General features: G+C 64.2%; 8 protein-coding genes. 5 read left to right on the forward strand and 3 right to left on the reverse strand.

Annotated features, from left to right (window positions below; all coding sequences use genetic code 11):
• Positions 1-2: 2 nt before the first annotated feature.
• The 3 genes from AC3WJW_RS29340 to AC3WJW_RS29350 all read right to left on the reverse strand — a co-directional run bounded on the left by AC3WJW_RS29340 (position 3) and on the right by AC3WJW_RS29350 (position 4,920).
• Complete coding sequence (locus tag AC3WJW_RS29340; RefSeq protein ID WP_493728449.1) at positions 3-1,154, reverse strand: efflux RND transporter periplasmic adaptor subunit; 1,152 nt, start codon at positions 1,152-1,154, stop codon at positions 3-5.
• 154 nt (positions 1,155-1,308) lie between these two features.
• Positions 1,309-2,730, reverse strand: a complete 1,422-nt coding sequence (locus tag AC3WJW_RS29345) for a diaminobutyrate--2-oxoglutarate transaminase (protein ID WP_493728450.1) — start codon at positions 2,728-2,730, stop codon at positions 1,309-1,311.
• A gap of 129 nt (positions 2,731-2,859) precedes the next feature.
• On the reverse strand, positions 2,860-4,920 hold the full coding sequence (locus AC3WJW_RS29350) for a TonB-dependent receptor (RefSeq protein ID WP_493728451.1): 2,061 nt from the start codon (positions 4,918-4,920) through the stop codon (positions 2,860-2,862).
• 256 nt (positions 4,921-5,176) lie between these two features.
• Here AC3WJW_RS29350 and AC3WJW_RS29355 point away from each other — a divergent pair, with 256 nt between their 5' ends.
• From AC3WJW_RS29355 to AC3WJW_RS29375, 5 genes are all read left to right on the forward strand, one after another.
• Complete coding sequence (locus tag AC3WJW_RS29355) at positions 5,177-6,154, forward strand: TauD/TfdA family dioxygenase (RefSeq protein WP_493728452.1); 978 nt, start codon at positions 5,177-5,179, stop codon at positions 6,152-6,154.
• A 7-nt stretch (positions 6,155-6,161) separates the two neighbouring features.
• Positions 6,162-9,590: a condensation domain-containing protein gene (locus tag AC3WJW_RS29360; protein WP_493728453.1), complete on the forward strand. Its 3,429-nt coding sequence runs from the start codon at positions 6,162-6,164 to the stop codon at positions 9,588-9,590.
• A gap of 17 nt (positions 9,591-9,607) precedes the next feature.
• Positions 9,608-10,654, forward strand: a complete 1,047-nt coding sequence (locus AC3WJW_RS29365) for a TauD/TfdA family dioxygenase (RefSeq protein ID WP_493728454.1) — start codon at positions 9,608-9,610, stop codon at positions 10,652-10,654.
• A 112-nt stretch (positions 10,655-10,766) separates the two neighbouring features.
• Complete coding sequence (locus tag AC3WJW_RS29370; protein ID WP_493728455.1) at positions 10,767-13,829, forward strand: non-ribosomal peptide synthetase; 3,063 nt, start codon at positions 10,767-10,769, stop codon at positions 13,827-13,829.
• Between the two features lie 64 nt (positions 13,830-13,893).
• Positions 13,894-22,081, forward strand: an 8,188-nt coding sequence (locus AC3WJW_RS29375; RefSeq protein WP_493728456.1) for an amino acid adenylation domain-containing protein, incomplete at its 3' end; no start/stop codon positions are given.

Consider the following 22,081-nt stretch of genomic DNA (forward strand, 5'->3'; position numbering starts at 1 on the left):
CGTCAGTGACGAGCCTGTTGCTCGGCCAGAGTGATGACGTTGACCTGCGTCCCGGCGACGAGTTTGTCGGCCCGCTCGATCACCACGTGTTCGCCGGCCGACAGCCCCTGGGTGATTTGCCAGTCGGAGCCGAGCATGGCGCCAGTGCTGACCACCCGTTCGCGCACTACGCCGCCGGCGTCTACCAGCATCAACCGCGCCTGGCCATCGGCGCCGCGCTGCACCGCTTGCTGCGGCACGAACAACGCTTGCGGATCGACCCCGGCCGGCGCCACCACGCGCACGTACATGCCCGGCAGCAGCACGTTGTCCGGGTTGGGAAATTCGCCGCGCAAGGTCACTTGCCCGGTGCTGCGGTCCACGGAAATATCGGAAAACATCAACTTGCCGCGTCGGGTCTGGACGGGATTGCCCACCTGCACCGTCACCTCGGCCGCCCCATTGCCGTTGAGTGTCAGACGACCGCTGGCCAGGGCCTGCTGCAAGGCCACGACCTGATCGGCCGATTGGGTGAAGTCCGCGTAAATCGGGTCCAGTTGCTGAATCCGCGCCATCTGCGTGGCCTCGTCCTGCCCCACCAACGATCCTTCGCTGACCAGGGCGCGGCCGATGCGCCCGCTGATCGGCGCACGCACCTGACAGTAACCCAGGTTTAGCCTGGCGCTGGTCACGTCGGCCTGGGCGGCCAGGCGATTGGCCTGGGCGCTCTTGAGATCGGACATGGCATCGTCGAACGCTTGCGGGCTGACGGCGTTGATTTCCACCAGCTGTTTATAGCGCTGTACCTGGGCATTGGCGCGATAGACATCGGCCTCGACCTTGGCCAGCGCGCCTTCGGCTCGCATCAACGCGGCCTTGAGCGGCGCCGGGTCGATACTGAACAGCAACTGGCCGGCCTTGACGTCGCTGCCCTCCTGGAAATGTCGGGTCAGCACCACGCCGGCCACCCGTGCGCGCACCTCGGCAATGCGCACCGGTTCGATCCGGCCAGGCAGATCCGTGGTCATGGCAAACGGGCGCGACTGTACCGTCAGCGTCTTCACCAGCGGCACCGACGCACTGTGTTCGGCGGGAGGCTTTTGATCACAGGCGCTTAATCCAAGCACCGTCAGCAATAGCCAGGCGGGTTTCATCGAGGTGAAATCCTTGTGCATTGCTACTCCCTGCTCAATGAAAAAAGAGTCTTCATGGCGCCCCGGCTCTGGATATCTACGCACACCCTGTAGGAGCTGCCGCAGGCTGCGATCTTTTGATGTTGTTTTTAAAAATCAAAAGATCGCAGCCTGCGGCTGCTCCTACAGGAGAGTGTCAGTGCTGCGGACGCTCGTTGATCGCGCTGGCCGCGCGGAACAGGATTTGCGCGACGAAATCAATCTCCTGCTCGGTGATGATCAGCGGCGGCAGGAAGCGCACGGTGGCACCGTGACGGCCGCCCAGCTCGACGATCAGGCCGTGTTGCAGGCAAGCCTGCTGGAAGGCCTTGGCCCTGGCGGTGTCCACCGGCGGATGCCCCTGAACATCGAGGGCGCCCTGCGGGTCGACGATTTCCATGCCGAGCATCAGGCCGCGACCACGCACATCGCCGATCCAGTTGAACTCGCTTTGCAGCGACAGCAACTGTTTGCGCAGGTGTGCACCCGCTTTTTCAGCGTGGGCCACCAGCCCTTCGTCACGGATGAACCGCAAGGTCGCGGTGCCGGCGGCCATGGCCAGTTGATTGCCACGGAAAGTGCCGGCGTGGGCGCCCGGTTGCCAGACGTCCAGGGAATCGTTGTAGACCATGACCGACAACGGCAGGCCGCCGCCGATGGCCTTGGACAAGGTGATCACGTCCGGGGTGATCCCGGAATGCTCGAAACCGAACATCCGGCCGCTGCGGGCGATGCCGCACTGGATTTCATCGACGATCAACGGAATGCCGTGGGCCTGGGTCAGCCGGCGCAGCTCCTGCATCCAGCGATCAGGCGCGGTGATCACCCCGCCCTCCCCCTGGATCGGTTCAAGGATCATCGCCGCCGGTGCGGTGACGCCGCTTTCCGGATCATTGAGCAAATGTTCGAGGTAGCGCACGTTCAAGGTCACACCTTGTTCGCCGGCCACCCCGAACGGGCAACGGTAGTCATGGGGGAACGGCAGGCGCTGCACGCCGGCCATCAGGCTGCCCAGGGCATTTTTCGGCGACAGGTTGCCGCTGATCGACAACGTACCCAGGGTCATGCCGTGGTAGGCCCCTTCAAAGGCCAGTACCGAATGCCGGCCAGTGGCGGTGCGGGTCAGTTTCAGCGCTGCCTCGACCGCGTCGGCACCACTGGGGCCACAAAACTGAATGCGCGCGTTACGCGCAAAGTCGGCTGGCAGGCAGCCGAAGATTTCCTGTACGAATGCGTCCTTCACCGGCGTCATCAGGTCCAGGGTATGCATCGGCACACCTGAAGCCATGACCTGAGTGATGGCTTCGACAATCACCGGATGGTTATGACCCAGCGCCAGAGTGCCGGCACCGGCCAGGCAATCGACGAAGACTTGTCCGCGACTGTCCTGCACGTAGATGCCATGAGCCCGTTCCAGCACAAGCGGAATGCGCCGAGGGTAACTGCGTGCGTTGGACTCCTGCTGTTGCTGGCGTTCCAGCATCGGCGTCGGATCAAGGCAGTAAGGGCTCGACAGACCGGTATGCGACAGACGTAGCTGTTGCGCGCCACCGGATGTGGCATTCGAAAAAGCACTCATGATTTCCTCCTGGGAGGCTGGTTTTGGAAGGAACAGGGCTGCCTGAAAACGAACGCTTCAGGTAACGAAATCCATGACACCGGACGCGGGGAATCCTTCCCCCGCTTCCACGGTTTTACTGTGGTTGCATTACATGTCGTAACGCAGAACCAGGCCCGCTGTGCGCGGGGCGCCGACATCGATGATGTCGCCACTGCGGTTGTTGGTGACGTATTCCTTGTCGAAGGCGTTTTTCACGTAGCCCGATACCGAGACATTCTTGGTGAGCTTGTACTCGGCGTTGAAGTTGGCCAGCCAGTAGTTGTCGGCCTTGCGCTCACCGGTAACCTGACCCGCGTCATCGAACTCGTACTCCGACGGGGACGTGCTCTGCCAGACGACATCGGTGTTGAGGGTCACACGGTCATTCCAGCGATAGGTAGCACCCAGCGCCATCTTGTACTTGGGCGAAAAGAGGAAATCCTCACCGCTCATGTCCCGGCCGTCGCTGGTGACGAAGTCCTTGTACTTGCCATCGGTCACGGAGGCCCCGGCGTTCAGCGTCAACTGTTGGCCGAAGTCTTTTTCAACGGAGACTTCCAGGCCCTTGATGTCACTGCTACCGGCGTTGAATACGTCAAGGACCTCGGTTTGCGGGTCCAGAATACTGACCTGCTGGTCCTTCCACTCGGTGTAGTACAGGTTGGCGCGGGTGCGCAGGGTCTGGTCCATGAACGAACCGCGGTAGGACAGCTCGTAGTTGGTGGTGAACTCCGGATCGTAGGATTGGTGACCGCTGCCGGCACGGACGTTGACGCCGCCGCCGCGATAGCCCTTCTGCACCATGAAGCCCACGAACTGGTTGTCGGCCAGTTCGTAGTCGATACCCAGCTTCGGCAACACGGCATCGGACGTCTGCGAGCCTTGTCCCGGCGCGGAGAAGTCATCTTGCTTGACGTCGGTGTCGTTGGTCTCGTGGTCATAGCGCAGACCGGTGATCAAGGTCCAGCGTGGGGCGAAGGTCCAGTTGACTTCACCGAACACTGCCTTGTTTTCGATCGTCGTATCGCCCTTGACCGTGCCAACCTGTTCGTTATCGAAGAACAACCGGTCCTGGAAATTGTTGGTGTTGTGGCCGTAGTAGAGGCCAGCGAAACTCTTCACCGTGTCCGAGTTGTAATTCAGGCGCAGTTCCTGGCTGAACAGGTCGCCATATTGCTTGCGCAGAACCACTTCGTTGGAGGCGGCGGACTGGTCGAAGTCCAGGCGGGCGTCGTAGTCGGAGTCGGTGTTGCTCGTGAGGCTGGTGATGGACCAGTCATCATTGAGGCGATAGTCGACCTTGGCGCTGACAGTGTCCTGCTTGAGTTTGTCGTAGGCGTCTGTGTTGGAGTCGATTTTGTAATAACGGATCCTGTCGCCTTGGCGTACGACCGCGTTATCGCCCTTGCGGTTTTCAGCATGGGCATACGTCAGCAGCACATCAAGATCATCGTTAGGCAGAATCAGCAGCTTGCCACGGTAGTTCGCGGTGCGGGTCTGGTTGGCGTCGTTGCCGTTGAAGAGGTTGTCGATGTAACCGTCACCCTCCTGATAATCCACGGCGATACGGCCGGCGATCTTGTCGTCGACGATCGAGCCGCCACCGGCCACCGCGCCACCGCGCTCACCGTAGGTACCCCCATTGGCCATCGCCGAAAGGCTCGGTTCAAAGGTTGGGTTCTTGGTTTGAATGACCACGGCACCGGCCAGGGAGTTGCGGCCTTGGGTGGTGGATTGCGGGCCGAGGAATACTTCGACCTGCTCGACGTCCCAAAGCGGCATCGGGCTCAGGGTCAGTGCGCGGTTTGGCTGCACGGCGCCGTCGACGAATACCGAGACCGCACCATTGAGCGCAGCCGGGCCCTGGTCATCGTAACCGGAGACCGGCACGCCACGGATACCCCAGTTTTCGTTGCCGGACGTGTTGTAGACACCCGGTGTGCGGGCGAAGACATCGACCAGGCTATGGTCTTCCTTCTCGCGCAGCTGCTTGTCCGTCACCACCGCGACACTTGTCTGGGTTTTCTCCAGGGAGCGGTCGATTTTTTCGCCCTTCACCGTGATCGGAGCGATCTCCATCGTGTTCGACTGTTCGGCCGCCCATGCGCCGCTGGCCATGCACACCGCCGCCCCCACAGCCAACGCAATTGTATTCTTTTTGAAATTCACGCCCCGCTCCCCTGCGACAGATATTTGTTGTTCTTGCTGCGCGCCAAAACGCTGTTCAGCGCAGCGGGGCGGAGTCTAATCCAAAAAAAAAAATAAGGGAATAAGATTGATAATAGCTCTCATTTGTAATAAATATGCCGCAATGTATCAACGAGAATACATTTCATTTGGATCTGGTCTGGCGACCTTTGCCCTGTTTCTTCAGGTCCGCCATCGACCACCCGACTGATCGAAAAAGATAAAAAGGATGTGCAGGATGTCTTCAATCGAACACCTGAGCGGGCGTTTCGACCCCTTGTCCAGTACTCCAGGGACTGGCCACGAACCGACGTTGCCGGTGCTGGTACAGGCGAAACCGGGACAGTCGATCCATGACCTGGATGTGTCGATCCGCGACACGCTGGACCAGGCGCTGAGCACCGTCGGCGGCGTCCTTTTTCGCGGCTTCACCGTTCCCACGCCCATCGACTTCAAGCGCTTCGCCGCCAGTTTCGGCGCACCGCTGGCCAGCTATGAATTCGGTTCTACGCCACGCAGCAAAGTGTTCGCCGGGGTGTACAGCTCCACCGAATACCCGGCCCATCAATTCATTCCCCTGCACAACGAACAGGCCTACACCCGGCCCTGGCCATCGCGCATCTGGTTCCACTGCATCAAGGCCAGCGAGACCGGCGGTGAAACGCCGATTGCCGACAGCCGCCTGATCTACCAGCGCATGCCGGCCGAGATCCGCGAGCTGTTCGCCAGCCGCGAGCTGCTCTATGTGCGCAACTACAGCGGCGCGCTGGATCTGCCCTGGCAGAAGGTGTTCAACACCGAGGATCGCGCCCAGGTGGAGCGCTACTGCCAGGACAACGACATCGAGTGGCAATGGAAGGACGATGGCGAGTTGCGTACCCGCCAGCGCTGCGCCGCCGTGCAGCAGCACCCCGATACCGGCGAGTGGGTCTGGTTCAACCAGGCGCACCTGTTCCATGTGTCGGCCATCGAGCCGAACGTGCGCGCCAGCCTGCTGGCCGCCGTGGGTGAAGAGAACCTGCCGCGCCACGTGTATTTCGGCGATGGCTCGGCGATCCCCGACGAGGTGCTCGACACCGTGCGCGAGGTTTATCGCCAGACCGCCATCAGCTTCCCGTGGCAACCCGGCGACATCCTGATGCTCGACAATCGACTGGTCGCACACGGCCGCAATCCTTACACCGGTGACCGCAAAGTCATCGTTGCCATGGCGTGAATTGCACATGTTCTCTTTCAAACACTGGATCGAAGTGCTGGAAACCAATGCCCGGCACTTTCCGCAGCGCGCCGCCCTGCACTTTCTGCCAGACGGCGTCGAGATCGGCGAAACCCTGACCTTTGCCCAACTGCACGAACAGAGCCAGTCCCTGGCGGCGGCGCTGCAAGCGCGCTACGCGCCGGGTGACCGCGTGCTGTTGATGCTGCCCAGCAGCCTCGACTACGCCCGCGCCTTCTGCGCCTGCCTGTATGCCGGGCTGATTGCGGTACCGCTGTTTCCACCACCCTCGCGCAAGCCGCGCCACCTCGACCGTGTGCGTAACGTGGTGGTGGATGCCGAGCCGGCGCTGATCCTCGCCCCCGCCGATCATTGCCAGAATCTGCTGGAACTGGTCGAGGGCCGGGTCGACGTGTCGACGGTCCAGGACCTCGGCACTCCGCCCGCCAGCCAGTGGACGCGCCCGGATGTCGATGGCGCGACAGTCGCCTTCCTGCAATACACCTCCGGTTCCACCGCCACCCCCAAAGGGGTCGAAGTGCGCCAGCGCAACCTGATCGCCAACGTCGAGCTGATGCGCCAGGCCTACGGATTCGACGAGCATGGCGCCATGGTCAACTGGCTGCCGCTGTACCACGACATGGGCCTGATTGGCGGCCTGCTGGCGCCGCTGTACAGCGGCATGCCTTGCTACCTGATGGCCTCGCAGACCTTCGTCAACGCCCCATCGACCTGGTTGCAAGCCCTGAGCCGCTACCGCGCCACCGCCAGTTTCGCCCCCAATTTCGCCTATGCCCTGTGCAACCGCGTGGTCAGTGACAACCTGATCGCACAGCTTGACCTGAGCGCCTGGCAACACGCGATCAACGGTGCCGAGCCGATTCACCCCGGCACCCTCGAAACCTTCGCCCAACGCTTTGCCGCCTGCGGCCTCAACCCGTTGGCGCTCAGTCCCGGGTACGGCCAGGCCGAAGCCACGCTGTGTGTCAGCGCCACGCCGGCCGATGCCTTGCCGGTGGTTCTGCGCCTGAACAAAGCCGTGCTGGAAACCGGCCGCGTCGCCCTGGCGGCCGGCGATGCCGCCGCCGTGGAATTCGTCGCCTGCGGTTATCCGCAGGCCTTGCACGACATCGCCATCGTCGACCCGCAGAGTCATGAACGCTGCGCCGCCGATCGCATCGGCGAAGTCTGGCTGAGCGGTCCGAGCAACGCCGAAGCCTACTGGAAAAACCCCGAAGCCAGCCGCGAGGCCTTCGAGGCGCGCATCGTTGGTGAACCCGGCCACTACCTGCGTTCCGGCGACCTGGGTTTCATGCATGAAGGCCAGGTGGTGATTTGCGGCCGGCTCAAGGACCTGCTGATTCTCAACGGGCGCAACCTGTACCCCCACGACATTGAATTCGCCATTACCGATGCCGAGCCGGGCATCCGTACCGGGCGCATTGCCGCGTTCTCGCAGATGGACCCGTTGCTGGGCCGCGAGAAACTGGTGATCGTCGCCGAGCCCCAGCGCAAATTCGTCGACCCGGTGCATCACCCGGCACTGTTTGCCTCGATGCAGAACGCCGTGCGTGAAGCGGCCGACTGCGGCATCGACCAGATCGTGCTGGTGGAAGCCGGCACCATCCCGATGACCACCAGCGGCAAGATCGCCCGCCAGGGCGCGCGCAAGCAATTGGCCGCGGGCACCCTGAGCATCATTGCCCGGCACGGTGGACAAACCGCCGCCATCAGCGAACGGATCGACCCTGCGCAACTGCTGGAGCGCGTCGCCGATACCTCGGCAAACGCCCTGCCCGCCTGCCGCCAGTGGCTGGAGCAAACCCTGCGCGAGGTCAATCCGTACCTGCTGGTGGACTTCGACCTGAGCCTGATCGGCCTGGGCCTGGATTCGATCGGCGTCGCCGACTTCGCCGCCCGCGCGCACAAGGACCTGGACTGGAACCTCGATACCCAAGACCTGTTCGGCGAACAAAGCCTGGCGGACTGGGCACAGGCCCTGCTGGACTTTCTGCATGAACCCGCACCGGGCGCCGCCGTCGCACCGGAACGCTCCAGCGTCAGCCAGGGGCGTCAGTCCTTTGCCCAAAGCCGCCTGTGGTTTTTGCGCCAACTGAACCCGGACGACACCCGGCACAATCTGGTGCTGCACCTGCGTCTGCAAGGCACGCTGGACACGGAAAACCTGGCATTGCGGCTCAATGCGCTGGTCAATCGTCATGGCGTACTGCGCACGGTCTACCACGATGGCGTCGATGGCCCGCAACAGCGAACATTGCCGGCGACTGCCGTGCCGCTGACCTGGCACGACCTGCGCGACCAACCTGTGGCGCTGCACCAGCAAGCGCTCACCGATTGCCTGGCACACGAACACGCGACACCGGTCGACCTGCAGAACGGACCGTTGCTGCGCGCGCAATTGCTCAGCCGCGACGACGAGCAACACGACCTGCTGCTGACCCTGCACCACATCGCCTTCGACGGGCGCTCGGCGCAAGTGTTGCTGGCGGAACTGGCCGGTCCGGTCGCTGGCGAACCGCCGGTGCAGTACCTGGATTTCGCCCTGTGGGAAGCCGAACACTGGAGCGCCGAACGGATCGCCGCGCAGCAGCAGTTCTGGCGCGAACATCTGGCAACCCATCCGCAAACCCTCGAACTGGGTGGCCCCGGCCAGAACCAGGGCGAGCACAGCCTGGACTTCACGCTGCCCCAGGCCACTTGCGAACATTTGACGGCACTGGCCCGCGAGCAAGGCATGACCCTGTTCATGGTGCTGCTGGCCAGCTATCAACTGGTGCTCAAGCAACTGGGCGGTCAGCAACAGTTCCTGCTGGGCACCGATGTCAACGGCCGGCCATTGGCCGAGCACAACGACGTGATCGGTTTCTTCGTCAACCAGTTGACCCTGCGTTGCGACCTGCGTGGCGAACCGACACTGGCCGGTTTCTTCGCTCAGGTACGCGATCAGGCGCGACTGGCCTATGCCCATCAAGGCCTGCCTTTCGATCTGGTGGTCTCGGCACTGGCACCGGAACGCCGTCCCGGTCACTCGCCGTTGTTCCAGGTCAAGCTCAACTATCAGCCGTCGCGGGTCAGCCCGACCGGGATCGCCGGTGCGCACATGACCTCGCTGGACGTGAAACAGGCGCCCGGGGATTTCCACCTGGTACTCGATCTGGTGCACGGCAGCGAAGGCATCGACGCGACCCTCAAGTTCCGCGGCGAGTACTTCGATCAGGACCGCGCCCTGCGCCTGCAACACCTGTGGACGCGCCTGCTGCAAGAAAACCGCAGCCTGCTGGACCAGTCGCTGTCTGCGCTGGCCGAACGGCTCGACGCCTGGGACCAGGGCTTCCAGCGTGAACGCCAGCAGTCCCAAACCCAGACCGGTCGCAGCCAGATGCTGCAAACCAAACGTCGCTCATTGACCCTTTAACCGAGTTGGATGCCTGTATGTCTATCGTGCCCCCACCGTCCCGCGCCCTTGGCGGCGTGCGTCGCAAAGCCATGAACGTCTCGGAACAACAACTGGTCAGCGAGCGCCTGCTCAACCCCGACCACGCCCTGCCACTGGTGATCGAGCCAGCGGTCAGCGGCGTCGACCTGGTCGCCTGGGCGGCCCGCGAACGGGAAAACCTCGAGAAAAAACTGCTGCAATACGGTGCCCTGCTGTTTCGCGGATTCTCGGTTCTGTCGGTGGAACAGTTCGATCAGGTGATCGCCGCCCTTTCGCCCGGCGCGCTGGAATACATGTTCCGCGCCTCGCCGCGCACCCGGGTTGGCGGCAACATCTACACCTCGACCGATTACCCGGCCGACCAGATGATTTTCCCGCACAACGAGCACTCGTACTCGCCGCGTTTCCCGTTGCGCCTGTTCTTCTACTGCCACATCCCGTCCGAGACCGGTGGCGAAACCCCGATCGGTTCGACCCGTGCCGTGAAGGCCAGGATCAGCCCGCAGATCGAAGAGCGCTTCCGTGAAAAAGGTGTGCTGTATGTGCGCAACTACGGCGACGGTTTCGGCCTGCCTTGGCAAACCGTGTTCCAGTCCGAAGACCGTGGCGAGGTGGAGGCCTACTGCGCCAGTGTCGGCATCGAAGTGGAGTGGAAAGACAACAACCGCCTGCGCACCCGTCAGCGCGGGCCGGCCGTGGTGCGTCATCCGCGCACCGGTGAAGAAGTCTGGTTCAACCATGCCACCTTCTTCCATATCAGCACCCTGCCACCGGCCATCCGCGACTCGCTACAAAGCAACTTCTGCGATCTCGACCTGCCCACCAACACTTTCTACGGCGATGGCGAAGCGATCGAATCCGAAGTCCTGGAATCCCTGCGGGCCGCTTACCTCGACTCGCTGGTGCGGTTCAGCTGGCAACAGGGTGACGTGCTGTTTATCGACAACATGCTCGCGGTACACGGTCGCGAACCCTTTACCGGCAAGCGCGCCATCATGACCGGCATGGCTGAAGCCCTGCTGTCGAGTGACGTCGCCGTCTGATCTTTCAACGGGTGCATCCAGTCGAACACCAAGGCTCACCTGACTCCCGTCAGTGGGCCTGCATGTCTCTGTCGTCGCCCAGATTTAACCCCAATTTCCAGTCGAGTTGAAAATGAGCGGACTCCAAGGTTTTCGTATTTCGCCGCAACAGGCGTCTGTGTATCAGCACATCAACGGCGTCGCCGAGCATTCACTGAGCTGCCATCTGCAGTGGTCGTTTTCCCAACCGGTTACCGCCCAAGACCTGAGTCGACGCCTTTGCGCGCTGATCGCTGACAGTGAAATCCTGCGCACCCGCCTGGTGCCCGTGCCGGGCCTGCGCTACCCGGTGCAGGTGATTCATGACGCCGCTGACTTACCGGTCAGGGTGCAGGACTTGCGTGCACTCGACCGTGCCGGCCAGGACGCCGCACTGACCCGACTGGCGACGCAGCCCCGTGACTGGACCACCCCGCTGGCCGTGACGCTGGTGCAACTGGCGGACGGGCAATCGGTGCTGGACCTGGCCGGTGCCAGCAGCCACTTCGATCTCGCCAGCCTGAAACTGCTGGCCCGGGCGTTGCTGCAAGCGTCCAACCCCGGGCTGACCGAGGCGCTGCAATACGCCGACTATGCCGAATGGCGCTGGAACCTGACTGAGGACGAACCCGACCATCCGGGCGTGACCTTCTGGAAACCGCAGGCCGAGAGCGAACAACCGGCCTTGCAGCTGTCGCTGGAGTCCGCCTCGGGTAACGGCTTTGCTCCGCAACGAGTGGATCTGGCCATCCCTGAGGACCTCGCCCGCCACCCGGCCCTGACCGCGAACCTGATGCTGACCGCTTGGGCGGCGCTGCTCGCTCGCCTTGCCGGTCAACACCAGGTTGCGCTGACGGTGATCCTCGAAAGCCGTGGACCGGAACTGGAAAACGCCTTGGGCCTGTTCGAACAGTGCCTGCCGGTCCGCTTCGACCTGGACATCCAGGCGACGCTGCTGGAACAAGGCAAAACCATCGCCGCCACCCTCGAACTCAGTGCCGGCTGGCAGGACTACTACACCCACGATCTCAATGACGGTTATGCCTTCGCCTGGCGTCAGGCTGATGCCCGGGAGCGCGATGCCAGTGCCGTTCTGAACCCGGTCAAAGCCTGTCTCAATGTGCATCAGGCAGCGGACGGTTTGCGGGCCCACGTGATTTACGACCGCCACATCCTCAGTGGCAATGCCGCTGCCTGCCTCGCCGAGCAATGGCTGCAACTGTTGCAAGGCGCGCTGGCCGCGCCGCAAACAACCTGGGCGCAACTGCCGTTGGGCGGTCCTTTGCAGATTCGGACCATCGATGTCGAACCGACACTGCCCGCCGTTGAGCCGGTGACGCTGGTGGAGTTGATTGCCCGCCAGGTGCAGCAACAGCCGAACGCCATCGCCCTGAGTGACAAGGACGGCGACCTCAGCTACGCCGGCCTCGATGCCTGCGCCACCCGCCTGGCTCATCAACTGCGGGCCGCCGGTATCGGTGCGGGTGTGCCCGTGGGCATTCTGTTTGCCCGTGGCAACGCCGCGATTGTCGCGATGCTCGCGGTACTGAAGGCCGGTGGCGCCTACGTGCCGGTCGATCCGACCTATCCGGCGGATCGCCGCGCCTACATGCTGGCCGACAGCGCCATCGCGCACATCGTGGTCAGCGCCGAACTGGCCGACAGCGTGCCCGACAGCCTGCAACGCTTTGTCCTCGACGACCTGACAGCACCAGACATCAGCGAACTGCCGCCGCTGCCGATGCCAGACGCGGACGACCTCGCTTACCTGATCTACACCTCCGGTTCCACCGGCGCACCGAAAGCCGTGGAAATCAGCCACGGTGCCCTGAGCTTCTCGACCCAGGTGCGCATGGCCGCCTACGCCACGCCGGTGCGGGCTTACCTGCTGCTGTCGTCGTTCGCCTTCGACAGTTCGGTGGCGGGGATTTTCTGGACGCTGGCCCAAGGCGGGCGCCTGGTCCTGCCGGCCACCGGCGAAGAACTGGAGATGCCGCGCCTGGCGCAATTGATGACACAACATCGCGTCAGCCATGGCCTGTCGTTGCCGTCGCTGTATCAGGCGTTGCTCGACCAACTGCAACGCAGCGCCGATAGCGACAGCCTCGAATGCTGGATCGTCGCCGGTGAAGCCTGCCCGCCGTCGTTGATCACCCAGCACAGCCAAGCCTTGCCGAATGCCCGGCTGGTGAATGAATACGGTCCCACCGAAGCCACGGTCTGGGCCACCTATGAAGTGCTGGACCCAAGCCGCGCCCTGAGCATCGGTCGGCCGATTGCCGGCATGGACCTGCGCGTCCTCAATGAACACGGGGTAGCCAGCGCTGTCGGCGAGCCGGGGGAAATCGTGCTCGCCGGCCCGACCTTGGCCCGGGGTTACCGCAACAAACCCGAAGAAACCGCCAAGGCCTTCGTCACCCTGGCCGATGGCACCCGCGCCTACCGCACCGGCGATCTCGCCTGCTGGCTGGCGGACGGACGCCTGGCGTTCCTCGGGCGCAAGGACCATCAGGTCAAGCTGCGCGGCTACCGCATCGAACTCGGCGAAATCGAGCGTCAACTGTGCAGCCACAGTGACGTGCGTGAAGCGGCCGTGATCGTGCAGGAGCACGCCGCCGGCAAGCGTCTGTTGGCCTATGTGCTGGCGGCCCACGGCTATGCGCCGGATTCGGAAGCGATCAAGCGCTTCCTCGGCGAGCGCCTGCCGTCGTACATGGTGCCGGCCCGGGTGCTGACGCTGCCGACCTTCCCGCGCACGCCCAACGGCAAGCTCGATCTTCGCCAGTTGCCCGACCCGGACCAGTTCGACGAAAACGCCCACGTCGCCCCGCGCAACGCCATGGAAACCACCCTGCAGGCCATCGTCGCCAAAGTCCTGAAACTGCCGAGCGTGAGCGTCACCGAGAACTTCTTCGCGATAGGCGGCGACTCGATTCTCAGCCTGCAAGTGGTCGCCCAGGCCCACGAGCAAGGCATCGCGTTGTCCGCCAAGCATGTCTTCGAACGCCAGACCATCGCCGCCATGGCCGAAGTCGCGCAGCCGCTGGCCGTCGACAACGCGCAGGCGCAAATCCAGAGCACCGAGTTCAGTGCCTCGGGCCTGTCGGATGACGAAATGCAGGCGCTGCTGGCCGAACTCGACGACAACGAATTTTGATCGGCCGCGCGCCCTTGCGCAAACCGCGCCGCACCGTTGCCCCTATTTTTGCAGGACGTTTTCAATGACCACCGAAAAGAACAATAGCAATCCGATCGAAGACATCTACCCGCTGTCGCCGTTGCAACAGGGGATGCTGTTCCACTCCCTGCTGCACGAAGATTCCGGCGTGTACCTGATGCAGGATCGCTACCGCATCGGCGGAGCCATCGATGAAGTTGCGTTCCTCGAGTCCTGGCGCCAGGTGGTGGCGCTGCACCCGTCCCTGCGCGCCAGTTTCCAGTGGAAAACCCAGAAGCAGCCGGTGCAGGTGATCCACCGCGAGGTCAAGGTGCCGCTGGACACCCTCGACCTGCGCGGGCTCGCGCCCGATGCACAGGAAGCGCGAATCCGTACCTTGCTGGCGGATGAACAGAAAGTCGGCTTCAACCTGTCGAAGCCGCCACTGATCCGCTTCCGTCTGGTGCGCCTGGGCGAGGAGTCCTACGAATTCATCCGCAGCTTCCACCACATCCTGATGGATGCCTGGTGCATCTCGCTGGTGACCGTGGACTTCCTCAAAGTCTACGAAGCCCTATGCAACGACCGCACCCCGCAGCTCAAGAGCCCACGGCCGTTTCGCGATTACATCCAGTGGCTGCAACGCCAGGATGCGGGCAAGGCCGAACAATTCTGGCGCGGTCAGTTGCAAGGTCTCAATGCGCCTACCCCGCTGACCGTGGACAACGGCGTGACCCGCGACCGCTACACCGATGCGGTGCTGGTGGACGACCGCCTGATTCACCTGACCGGGCCGGAAACCCAGGCGCTGGCGACGTTCTGCCGGGGCCACCGGATCACCCCGAACACCTTCTTCCAGGGCGCCTGGTCGTTGCTGCTGTCGCGTTACAGCGGTCAACGGGACGTGCTGTTCGGCGTCACCGTGGCCGGTCGCCCGGCGGAACTGACCGGTGTCGCAGAGATGATCGGGCTGTTCATCAACACCCTGCCGTTGCGGGTATCGGTGGACCCCGAGGCATCGCTCGGGCAGTGGCTGAGTGCGCTGCAAGGGCTGAACGTCGACATGCGCGACTACGAACACACGCCGCTGACCGACATCCAGGGCTGGAGTGATTTCCCCCGGGGTGAAACCCTGTTCGACAGCATCCTGGTGTTTGAAAACGCCCCGATCGACGAGCAGATCCTGGAAGGCGGTTTCCAGTTCAGCCTCGATGGCATGGATCACAGCGTGCACACCCACTACGGCCTGACCGTGGTGATCCTGCCCGGCGAAGCGCTGGGCATTCGTGTGTCCTACGACCGCGAGCGTTTCGATGCCGCCACCGTCGAACGCCTGCTTGGCCACCTCGCCAGCCTGGTGCGCGGCATGCTCGCCGCGCCTGACGCAACGCTGGGCAGTTTCGAACTGCTGGCGGCCGACGAGCGTCGGCAACTGCTGGACGAATGGGCCGTCAACCCTCACGAATTTCCACTGGAGCAAAGCTACGCGCAGCTGTTCGCCGCACAGGTTGCCGAGCGCGGCGATCAGGTGGTCGCGATCTGCGACGGTGAATCGCTGACCTACGCCGAACTGGATCGGCGCACCACCCGACTGGCCCACGCCCTGCGTGAAGCCGGTGCCGGTGAAGATCGACTGGTCGCGCTGGTCGCCCCCCGCGGCCTGGCGCTGCTGACCATGATGATCGGCGTGTTCAAGGCCGGCGCGGCGATGCTGCCGCTGGAAGTCAATCACCCGCCGGAGCGTCTGCGGGAAATCCTCAACCTGTCCCGGGCACCGCTGCTGGTGGCCAGTGAAGGTTGCAGCGACCTGCTCGATCAACTGCTCAGCGGCCTCGAACAGGCGCCAAAGGCCCTGCTTGCCGAAGCCTGCTGGATGTCCGGCAACGATGCACCGCTGCCATTGCACGGCGGCCCTGACAGTCTGGCCTACGTGCTGTTCACCTCGGGTTCGACCGGTACGCCCAAGGGCGTGATGATCGAGCAACGGGGCATGCTCAATAACATCTTCGGCAAGGTACCGGCCCTGGGCCTGAATACCGGCGACCGGATTCCGCAGACCGCTTCGGTGGCCTTCGACATCTCGGTGTGGCAGTTCCTCGCCGCGCCGGTGCTGGGCGCCACCGTGCAGATCCTCCCGGACGTAGTGGCCCACGATCCGCAACGCCTGCTGCAGGTGCTGGCCAGCGAGCGCCTGAGCGTGCTGGAAATCGTCCCGAGCCTGATGCGTACCCTGCTCGCGCTGTGCCCGTGCGACCTGCAACTGCCCGACCTGCGCTGGGTATTGCCCACCGGCGAGGCCCTGCCGCCAACCGTCGCCCGCGACTGGTTCGCACGTTTCCCCGACATCGCCCTGATGAACGCCTACGGCCCCGCCGAGTGCGCCGACGATGTGGCCTTCCAGCCGATCTTCGAAGCACCGGATGCCGACGTCAGCCACATGCCTATCGGTCAGCCGACCGCCAACAACCGCTTGTACGTGCTGGACGAATCCTTGCGCCCGGTGCCCGTCGGCGTGGCCGGGGAAATCTGTGTCGGTGGCGTCGGTGTCGGCCGTGGCTACCTGCATGATCCGCAGCGCACCGCCGATGCCTTCATCGACCATGCGCAACTGGGCGGTCGCATCTACCGCACCGGTGACCTGGGACGCTGGCGCGCCGATGGCGTGATCGAATACCTCGGCCGCCGCGACCAGCAGGTCAAGCTGCGCGGCCACCGCATCGAACTGACGGAAATCGAACACCGCCTGGCCCAGCACCCGAACGTGCGCGAAGCCGCGGTGCTGCTGCGCGAGAACAGCGTCGGCGAAGCCTGGCTGGTGGCTTACTGGTCGGCCCACGACGAATCCCAGGGCAGCGACGGCCTTGGCGATCACCTGCGCACGCAGTTGCCGCCGTACATGGTGCCGGCGGCCTTCGTCTGCCTGGAGCGCTTGCCGCTGAACGCCAACGGCAAGGTCGACCGCAAGGCCCTGGCCGCCCGGGAGCTGGAGTGGCAGTCCGACACGCAGGAAAGCATCGCCCCGCGCAACGAGCAGGAAGCCGCCGTGGCCAAGGTCTGGGCCGAAGTGCTGGGCCGCGACAGCGTCGGCGTGGAAGACAACTTCTTCACCCTCGGCGGGCACTCGCTGCTGGCCACGCAAATCGTCGCGCGCCTGCGGGCGCATTTCAAACTCGACCTGCCATTGCGGGTGCTGTTCGAACAACCCACCGTGGCCTTGCTGGCGCTGGCGATTGCCGCGCGCCAGGCCGACGCCGCCGTCCCGCAATCGGCCACGGCCCAAGGGCCAAAAGCCCAGGCACGACCGGCGCTGGTGCCGCTGTCGTTCTCGCAACAACGCTTGTGGTTCATCGAGCAACTGACACCCGGCACCACCTTGTTCAACATCCCGTTCGCCCTGCACCTCAAAGGCGAACTCAATGTCGACGCCCTGCACGCCAGCCTCAACGACCTGCTGGCGCGCCATGAAATCCTGCGTACCGGCATCCGCAGCAACAACGGCGTGCCCTGCCAGCACATCAGTGGTGCACTGAACATCGCCTTGCCGTTCGAAGACTTGTCCACCCTGGCCGCGACTGCCCGCGAAGGCGCGCAGTTCAACGCCTTGCAGGACACCTTCGAGCAACCTTTCGACCTGACCGAACCGCCGCTGCTGCGTGCACGCCTGCTGCGCCTGGCGCCGCAGGAACACGTGCTGGGCATTGCCCTGCATCACCTGGTGTCGGACGCCTGGTCGGCGACCATTGCCCTGCGCGAACTGGCCCTGGGTTATGAAGCCCGTTGCACCGGCAAGCCCGCAGAACTGCCGGCCCTGCCGGTGCAGTACGCCGATTTCGCCCTGTGGCAACGCGAACACCTGCAAGGTGCCGAACTCAAGCGCCAACTCGACTACTGGACAAAAACCCTGGATCGCAGCAACAGCGAGAGCAGCCCCTTGCTCGCCCTGCCAACCGATCTGGCACGGCCTTCGGTGCAAACCTATCGCGCCGGGATCGTGCAGCGCGAACTGAGCGCCGATCTCAGCGCCCGGGTGCAGGCCTTTGCCAGCCGCCTCGGCACCACGCCATTCAGCGTGCTGTTCGCCGGCTTCGCCGTGCTCATGCACCGCTTGAGCGGCGATGCCACCGTGCTGATCGGCACCCCGGTCACCCACCGTGAACAACCGGGCACCGAAGGCTTGCTCGGCATCTTGCTGAACAACCTGGCAATCCGCGCCGACTTCGAGCCGCAAGCCGGTTTCACCGCGCTGGTGGAACAGGTGGCCAAGCGTCTGCGCGAAGGCCTGCAACATCAGGACCTGCCGTTCGAGCAACTGGTCGACAGCCTGCAACTGCCGCGCAGCCTCAGCCATGCGCCGCTGTATCAGGTGATGGTTGCCCAGCAACTGGCCATGGAGTCGCGCCTGCGCTTCCCCGGCCTGGAGTTCGAAGCCCTCGACACGCCGCTCAAGCAATCCGAATGCGATCTGGACTTGCACGTGTTGTGCCCGGCCAATGCGCCGATCCAGCTGGAGCTGATGTTCGCCCTCGACCTGTTTGTCGCCGACAGTGCGCGGCAGACCCTCGCCCGCCTGGAGCACCTGCTGGAGCAAATGCTTGCCGAACCGCAACGCCCGGTGGCGGCCCTGCCGCTGCTGATGGCGGCAGAATGGCAACGCACCGTGGTCGAGTGGAACCGCACCGACATGGACGTGCCGCAGCACCTGACCTTCGCCCAGCTGTTCGAGCAACAGGCCGAACGCACCCCGGACCGCGACGCCCTGTGCTTCGAAGGCCGCAGCCTGAGCTACGGCGAACTGAATCGCCGGGCCAACCAGGTCGCGCATTACCTGCGCAGTCGCGGCGTGGTGGCCAACCGTCCGGTAGCCCTGTGTGTCGAGCGTTCCCTGGAACTGCTGGTCGGCTTGCTGGGCATTCTCAAGTCCGGCGGCGCCTATGTGCCGCTCGACCCGACGTACCCGGTGGATCGCCTGGCCTACATGCTCGAAGACGCGCAACCGGCGCTGTTCCTCGGCCAGCAAGGCCTGCTGGAGCAGCTTGGCAGCGATTTGCCGCGCCTGCGCCTGGACACCGACGCTGCCCTGTTCGCCGATCAACCGGACAGCAACCTCGCGCCGCTCGCCGGGCCGGACGATCTGGCCTACATCATGTACACCTCCGGTTCGACCGGTAAGCCCAAGGGCACTCTGGTCACCAACGGCTCGGTGGTCAACCTGGCCTGGGCGCGTATCCATGGCCTGTACCGGCGCTACACCGACCAGCCGATGCGCAGCAGTTTCAACTACTCGTTCGCGTTCGACAGTTCGGTGGCCGAGCTCATCCTGCTGCTCGATGGCCACAGCCTGTACCTGACCCCGGAAGAAGTGCGCTACGACCCCGAGGCGCTGGCCCGGTTCTTCCGCGAGACTCGCCTGGACGCGTTCGAATGCACCCCGGCGCAGCTCAAGGCCTTGCTCGAAAGTGACGGTGTGCGCCGTGGCGAGGTGTACCTGCCGCGCTTCGTACTGTTCGGTGGCGATGCCGTGGACGCGCAACTCTGGCAGCGTCTGCCGTCGATTGCCGGCAGCCGCTTCTTCAACACCTACGGCCCGACCGAATGCACCGTGGACGCCACCGGATGCGCGGTGGATGACTTCCCCGCACGCCCGATCATCGGCCGGCCAATCGCCAACGTGCGCACCTATGTGCTCGATGCCTGGCTCAACCCGATGCCGGTGGGCGTACCGGGAGAGCTGCACATTGGTGGCGCCGGTGTGACCCTGGGTTATCTCAACCGCGCCGAACAGACGGCGAAGGTGTTCATCGACGATCCGTTCTCGCCACTGCCGGGCGCGCGCATGTACAAGTCCGGCGACCTGGTGCGCTGGCTGCCCGACGGTCAGCTCGAATACCTGGGGCGCATGGACCATCAGGTGAAAATCCGTGGTTTCCGTGTCGAACTGGGGGAAATCGAAGCACTGATCGGCGCCCAGCCCGGCGTGCGCCAGTCGGTGGTGCTGGCCCGTGAAGACGTGCCCGGCGACAAGCGCCTGGTGGCCTACGTCACCTGTGATGCCCAGGCCGATATCGACGCCTGGCGCAAGGCAATCGGCGCCGCCCTGCCCGACTACATGGTGCCTTCGGCGTTCGTAGTGCTCGATGAGTTGCCGCTGACCGACAACGGCAAGCTCAATCGCAAGGCCCTGCCGGCACCGGATCTTCAAGCCGCGCCGGACGCCCAGGACCCGCCGCGCACCGAAGCCGAACGGCAACTCGCCACGCTGTGGTCCGAGTTGCTCAACGTGCCATCGACGCAGATCGGTCGCGACAGCCACTTCTTCTACCTGGGCGGCCACTCGCTGCTGGCGGCAGTGCTGTTCGCCCGTCTGCGCCAACAGTTCGCCACGGTTCCGGCGCTGCGCGCGGTGTTCGAACACCCGACGCTGGAAGCCCTGGCGGCACTGCTCGGCGCGCCACTGCAAGCCCCGGCCGCCACCTGGACAGCAGCACAACGCCCGAGCCGTCTGCCACTGTCTTTCGAACAGCAACGCCTGTGGTTCCTCGAACAGCTGAGCGCTGGCGGCGGCGAATACAACGTGGTCAGCGCCGTGCAGTTCGACGGCGAGCTGAACATTCAAGCCCTGCAATCGGCGTTGAATGCCGTGGTGGCGCGACATGAAATCCTGCGCAGCCGCATCGTGCGCGAAGTCGACGGTGAACTGGCGCTGGTCATCGAACCCAAGGTCGCCATCCCGCTGCGCGTGGCAACACGGCACGCGAGCAGCGCCGAGGACTGGCAGCAACTGAGCCTTGAGGCGACCCGCTCCGAAACCGGGTACCGTTTCGACCTGGCGACACAGCTACCGCTTCGCGCCACGCTGATTCAACGCAGCGGCCAGCCCCAGGCACTGTTGCTGCTGAACCTGCACCACTGCGCCACCGATGACGCGTCCAGCCAGAACCTGCTGGATGAACTGGCCCGGGTCTATACCGCCCATTGCCAAGGCAGCATCGCCGATCTGCCGAGCCTGGCCCTGCAATACCCGGATTACGCCCTGTGGCAGCGTGAATCCGCACAGCAGGCGCTGTTCCACAGCCAACTCGAATACTGGCGCACGCAACTGGAAGACGGCGACTACCTGCTGGATCTGCCGACCGAACAGGGCCGTCCCAACCAGCTCGATCCGGTTGCCGGTGCGGTGCAACTGCAACTGCCGCAGGAACTGGTGGGACGCTTGCGTCAGTTCGCCCAACAACGCGGCGCGACCCTGTACATGCTGATGCTGAGCGCCACGCAATTGCTCTTGGGGCGTTATGCCAACCAGCGCGACGTGCGCTTCGGCAGTCCGGTGGCCCAGCGTCCGCTGGCCGAGTTGCAGCCGCTGATCGGTTGCTTCGTCAACACCCTGGTCATGCGCGCCGATCTCGATCCGGCGCTGGATTTCGAAGGCTTGGTGGGCCAGGTGCGCAACCGCGTGCTCGACGCCCAGCAGCATCAGGACGTGCCGTTCGATCAGGTGGTCGAAACCCTGGCACCGGAACGCAGCCTCGCACAGACGCCGCTGTTCCAGGTGCTGTTCGTGATGCAGAACGCCGACGCGGCGGCCAGCCACTGGCCGCAGTTGCAGGTACGCGAGCTTGCGGTGACGGCGCAAGCCACCAAGTACGATTTGAACTGGGAAGTGCATGACGGCGAGCAGCTGTCGGTGCTGCTCGAATACCGCGCCGCGCTGTTCAGCGAAACCACTGTCCAGCGCTGGCTGGCGCAATGGCAACAGCTGCTGGAAGCCATGGTCGAGGCGCCACGGACCCGCCTCGCTGATTGGTCACCGCTGGCAACGGCAGAGCGTCAACGGCAACTGGTCGAGTGGAATGCCACCGAACGCCAGTACTGCGGCCCGACCGACCTGCACACGGCCCTGAGCCAACAGGCCGCCCTGACACCCAACGCCCCGGCGCTGGTGTTCGAAGGCCAGCGCCTGAGCTACGCCGAGCTGGATCAGCGGGCGCAGCATCTGGCGCGGGCCCTGCGCAACGCCGGAATCGGCCGCGAGTCCATCGTCCCGGTGTGCATGGAACGCTCGGTGGAGATGGTCGTCGCCCTGCTCGGCATCGTGCATGCCGGCGCCGCGTGGTTGCCGCTCGATCCCGAGTTGCCGGCGGCGCGTCTGGCGTTTCTCATCGAAGATGCCGACGCCCTTGTCACCTTGACCCAAGCGCAATGGCTGTCGCGCCTGCCGGCCGGGCACAACGCCTGGACCCTCGATGCGCTGCCTG

The sequence above is a fragment of the Pseudomonas sp. GW821-FHT07G06 genome (genome assembly GCF_058986625.1).